Annotated in this window: 5 protein-coding genes and 1 pseudogene; all 6 read right to left on the bottom strand. The window is 57.9% G+C overall.

Annotated elements, in window-relative coordinates; all coding sequences use genetic code 11:
• A pseudogene (locus WA157_RS12295) lies at positions 1-188 on the bottom strand (transposase); the annotation flags it as partial.
• A gap of 108 nt (positions 189-296) precedes the next feature.
• A complete protein-coding gene (locus WA157_RS12290) occupies positions 297-1,358 on the bottom strand; it encodes an SDR family oxidoreductase (RefSeq protein ID WP_422621227.1) in 1,062 nt (353 codons plus the stop codon).
• Positions 1,359-1,560: 202 nt separating this feature from the next.
• On the bottom strand, positions 1,561-1,935 hold the full coding sequence (locus WA157_RS12285; protein WP_422621226.1) for a PRC-barrel domain-containing protein: 375 nt from the start codon (positions 1,933-1,935) through the stop codon (positions 1,561-1,563).
• A gap of 498 nt (positions 1,936-2,433) precedes the next feature.
• Entirely contained in the window at positions 2,434-2,991 is a 558-nt protein-coding gene (locus tag WA157_RS12280) for an REP-associated tyrosine transposase (protein ID WP_422621225.1), read from the bottom strand.
• Entirely contained in the window at positions 2,988-4,040 is a 1,053-nt protein-coding gene (locus tag WA157_RS12275) for a hypothetical protein (protein ID WP_422621224.1), read from the bottom strand. Before WA157_RS12275 ends, WA157_RS12280 begins: the two co-directional genes overlap by 4 nt.
• A gap of 124 nt (positions 4,041-4,164) precedes the next feature.
• The gene (locus WA157_RS12270; protein ID WP_422621228.1) at positions 4,165-4,302 is read right to left on the bottom strand and encodes a hypothetical protein; all 138 of its coding nucleotides are present in this window, start codon (positions 4,300-4,302) and stop codon (positions 4,165-4,167) included.
• Positions 4,303-4,332 lie beyond the last annotated feature (30 nt).

The following is a 4,332-nucleotide window of genomic DNA, read 5'->3' as shown; positions in this document are numbered from 1 at the left end:
ACGCAGTGCAGGTGATCCGGGAGGATCACGATGGCGTCGATGGTGAACGGATACCGATGCCGGACGCTGCGAAACGCTTCGCGCAGCGTCGCGATGTTCTCGACCAACAGCCGGCGGCGGCGTTCGAGCAGGGCGACGGTGAAGAAGAAGGTGCCGCCAGGCATGTCAGCACGAACGTAGTACGGCATGGCGGGAGTGTAACGGTGGCTGCGGGGCAAACCGGAAGGCTACGCGCTACGCGCCCTACAGCCATATTATGCCGACCGTCTTTTCGCTGCCCGCCACCACCGCCCAGATCAAGCCGCCCGCGTGCCGCCGCCCAGCAGGGTCAGAATTTCGCCCGTCACGTAGCTGGAATCGGCTTCGGAGGCGAAAAATACAAAAGCCGGCGCGATTTCCTCCGGTTGCGCCGGCCGCCCCATCGGGGTCTTCCCGCCAAAGTGCTCTATGTCCTCGGCGGAGCGGTCCGCCACATTCAGCGGCGTCCACACCGGTCCGGGCGCAACGCAGTTCACACGAATGCCGCGGCTGAGTAAGTTTTGAGCCAGGGATTTGGTGAATGCATGAATGGCGCCTTTCGTCGCTGCATAGTCAACCAGCTCGGAGCTGCCTTCCAGCCCGACGATCGATCCGGTATTGATGATGGCGGCGCCGGATGGCAAGTACGCCAGGGCGGCTTTCACCATATAAAAGTCCGCGTAAATATTGGTCTTGAACGTGAGGTCCCACTGCGGCTCGGAAACGTCTTCGACGCTTGCCTGATGTTGCTGAAACGCCGCATTGTTCACCAGAATATCCAGTCCGCCGAGACTTTCCACCGCCTCCTCAACGGCATCACGGCAGAACGCGGCGTCCGTAACATCACCCGGCAACAGCAGGCAGCGACGACCGTGTGCTTCGATTGCGGCCAACGTCTCCTGCGCATCAGCGATCTCTTCCGCCAGGAAGACGATGGCGACGTCGGCACCCTCCCGCGCAAACAGTACTGCCACTGCGCGCCCGATTCCTGAATCGCCCCCTGTGATGAGCGCAATTTTCCCGTTCAGTTTTCCAGCGGCGCGATAAGCCAGCGCGGAATACTGGGGACGCGGCGCCATTTCCTTTTCCAGACCAGGCTTGGACTGATGCTGGGGAGGTAAGGGCGGGCTGGGTCTTTGTTCGGTCTGGACCCTGCAGTTGGGATCGACCTCGTTTCGGCGCCCGCGGGCCGAATCTTCCCCCAATTCGTCGGGCGACTGTCCCACGCTGGTCACCACCGTCCGCGAAGGCGGATCGCTGGCCGGAAATGAATCCTCACCGGCGATGTCGATCAATATTTCCTTGATCGGCTGCGAATCATTGGATTTACGATGTCCCATGTGATCATCCTCAGGTCATAGTCAGCTTCATGGGAAAACGGAAGGCATTGTTGACGTGGCGTCGGTGGTTTTCACCCCCTCGGCCACTCAGTGTCGCAACAACGCCTTCAGGTCACCTATCGCGCGCGCGCCAAGCCCGATTTTCTTGGCCAGCACAGGCTGGCGTACACATTAGTCAAGGTTTGGCAGTCATGCGCGGTAATCACCAATAGCGCGTTGCGCCGAACGGGCCGTAGTAGTCGAACACACGCGTGCGGCCAACTTCTCCAACAGCCAGTTCCTCGAGTTCGTCCTTGGTCATGGCCGGGCCTTCTTTCAGTACATTCTTGTCCAAGGGCACGATGTAACCGCCCTTCTCGGTGTCGTATCGCAAAACGCTCCAGGGAAGCGGATGCAGCTTCTCGCCCATGCCGAGGAAGCCGCCAAACGACATCACGGCATAGATGACTTCCCCCGAAACTTTGTGCAGTATCAATTCATCCACTTCACCAATGCGCTCGCCGGTTGCGCCGTAGACATTGGTTCCAGTGACCTTGCTCGCCGAAATCAGCTCACTGTTTTCCACTTTCTGAGTCATGATAAGCCTCTAAGATGTTGAACGAAAATTGACTTTTCGACGCGGCGGCCCTTCAAGTTCTTTTTTGCGGAATTGGGTTTGGTTCGCGCTTTCCGATCCTTTCGGTCAGCAACCATCAGCCTCGGCTGCCGCATTTCTTCCTGTCATCCTGCTGGTCGCGGTGCGCTCTAATCCATCAGTACGCTGAGCCAGCCTCCGCAACCCTTTGAATCTTTCCCCTGCAAGGGTTGACCCCGGCAGAAAATGGAAGTTCCCAGACTGTTGAACTCAGCCGCAGCGAATCTGCGAATCTGGAGGCCTAAGCTCTTAATGCGTATGGCTTTCAGGCCCGATCACGATTGGGGTAATTGGCGGCCGGGGGTAGTCTGGCGCGACGAAGCGTGCGGGGCGAGGTGCGAGAAGCGGCGGCGGTGTTCAGGGATGCCGGAGCCCGCGTAGCCCGCGTAGGGCGGAATAGCGCAGCGTATTCCGCCTTCCGAGAGCAAGGCTACTCGAAACTCAACCCGCGCACTGCTGATCCGGCGGCCCAATCGGTGGATAAACACCCCGCTCGACGTAGCGGTGAAATGACGAATACGGCCAGTCCACAACGCGGTCGGCGTGGCCGTGTTTCACGGGGTTGTGATGGATGTAGTCCACGTGTCGGGTCAGGTCGGCCGCATCGCGGATCGCGTGTTCCCAGAAGCGCCGCTGCCAGATGCCTCGCTCGCCGGTGTGCTGGCGTCGTTCGGACAGCCGTTCCCCAGCCGCGATGCCGCGCGCGAAGGCGGCTGTGATCACTCGCCAGCGGGTGGAGAAATCGGCATCGCCGGCCGGCAGTGTCCAGACGCAGTGCAGGTGATCCGGGAGGATCACGATGGCGTCGATGGTGAACCGATACCGATGCCGGACACCGCGAAACGCTTCGCGCAGCGTCGCGATGTTCTCGACCAACAGCCGGCGGCGGCGTTCGAGCAGGGCGACGGTGAAGAAGAAGGTTCCGCCAGAGATGTCAGCACGAACGTATGCGGCATGGCGGGAGTGTAACGGGCCGCCGAGTTGGGGGTTGAGTGTCAATCATTGCGGAAGTTCAATCGGAATGGAAGGCTGCCGTCCTGCTGATCTATCAGCGGCTGCTTCAGCAAAGACATGAGTTCTTCGCTTGTGGCCATGTCGAACTTCCCGTCACCTATCTTTCTTAACGATACGTAACGGCTGTGTCTGTTAAGAGTATTTCGTCGAAGCACCGTAATCACTTTGTCCAGCATACTGATGAAGACCCAGTATCTATACCGACCGGTTTCAAGATGGCTCTTTAAATGGCCTTGCCACTTATCGACCCAGGCTTCAATCGATGTGGTGGAAACGGAATGCGCCAGGCAGCGAATGTCGTTCGTTTTTGAAGAATTAACTACGACTACGTTGTCTCGAACAAAAGCGGAAACCCAGATCAGGCCTTTCACTTGAGGGTCGTAGAGCACGTAATTCGTATCTTCTTGCCATATGGTTTGGCCGGCGTGAGTACGCAAACCAAAAATAAGGCCGCCGATGTTCTGTTCGACAAGATTTTCGTGGACTCCATAGGACTGCACTATGGCGGTAACCACAGAAAGAATTCGATCGGGGGCTAAGTTTCCTCTAGCGAATAGTGACAGAACTTGCGGGGTTAAGGCTGAGTGGTAGGATGTCAGGCTCCCGATTTGATAGTAATCAGACTCGAAGGTATCCAATCCTGCAGCAGTGTTCCAGTAGAGTAATTGTGGCTCCCCAATAGAATCTGATGCTGCAATCAGCAGTTCGACTCGCCGATTTCTGGAGAAGGGGCCGAGGCTTGTAGTTACCGAAGACAGGAGCGGTCTGAGATCGCTTGAATTCGCTGTAAGGTTCTCGCTAAGAAACTCAACAATGCTCGTCGCGAGTTGAACATCGCCAGCAAAGGCGACCGCAATTCCATCAGAAAGTGGAACGATTTTCAGGAGTGACTCTTCGACATGTTCACCTCTGACTTTGGCGTGAAGTTCGCCGAAACTTGAATGCGTTGTGTTGGGCGGTGAGTTCTTAGTTGCCGCGGTATCTGCAAACAGATACACAGAATTCGAATATTTCCATCCGGCACAGTAGGTCATGAAGCCCCCCAACGTCCGAGTTAAGGCCGCGGCCAGTTAGCCCACAGTAAGATGGGAGGAGGCTTTTAGGCCGCAACCCATCGTCGATCTTCGCGGGCCTGCACATACTCCGCCGCGCGGCCAATCACTTGATATGCCCCAGTATCCCGTCCAGCTCGTCCAGGCTGGAGTAGCGGATCACCAGTTTTCCGCCGCGGCGGCCGTGTTCGATGCTGACCTTGGCGCCGAGGCGTTCTTCGAGGCTCTGTTCCAGGTGCCGCACGTCGGCGCTGGGGGCGGGCTTCGTCGCGGG

The sequence above is a fragment of the Rhodoferax ferrireducens genome (assembly GCF_049302455.1).
Taxonomy (GTDB): domain Bacteria; phylum Pseudomonadota; class Gammaproteobacteria; order Burkholderiales; family Burkholderiaceae_C; genus Rhodoferax; species Rhodoferax ferrireducens_B.
The sequence above is the reverse complement of the archived record's forward strand: the minus strand, read 5'-3'. Positions and strand labels throughout refer to the sequence as shown.

What these genes read in the sequence shown, in the direction of transcription:
- WA157_RS12275 (WP_422621224.1), bottom strand. Translation starts at nt 4,040, where the DNA reads ATGACCTACTGTGCCGGATGGAAATATTCGAATTCTGTGTATCTGTTT.
- WA157_RS12290 (WP_422621227.1), bottom strand. Translation starts at nt 1,358, where the DNA reads ATGGGACATCGTAAATCCAATGATTCGCAGCCGATCAAGGAAATATTG.
- WA157_RS12285 (WP_422621226.1), bottom strand. Translation starts at nt 1,935, where the DNA reads ATGACTCAGAAAGTGGAAAACAGTGAGCTGATTTCGGCGAGCAAGGTC.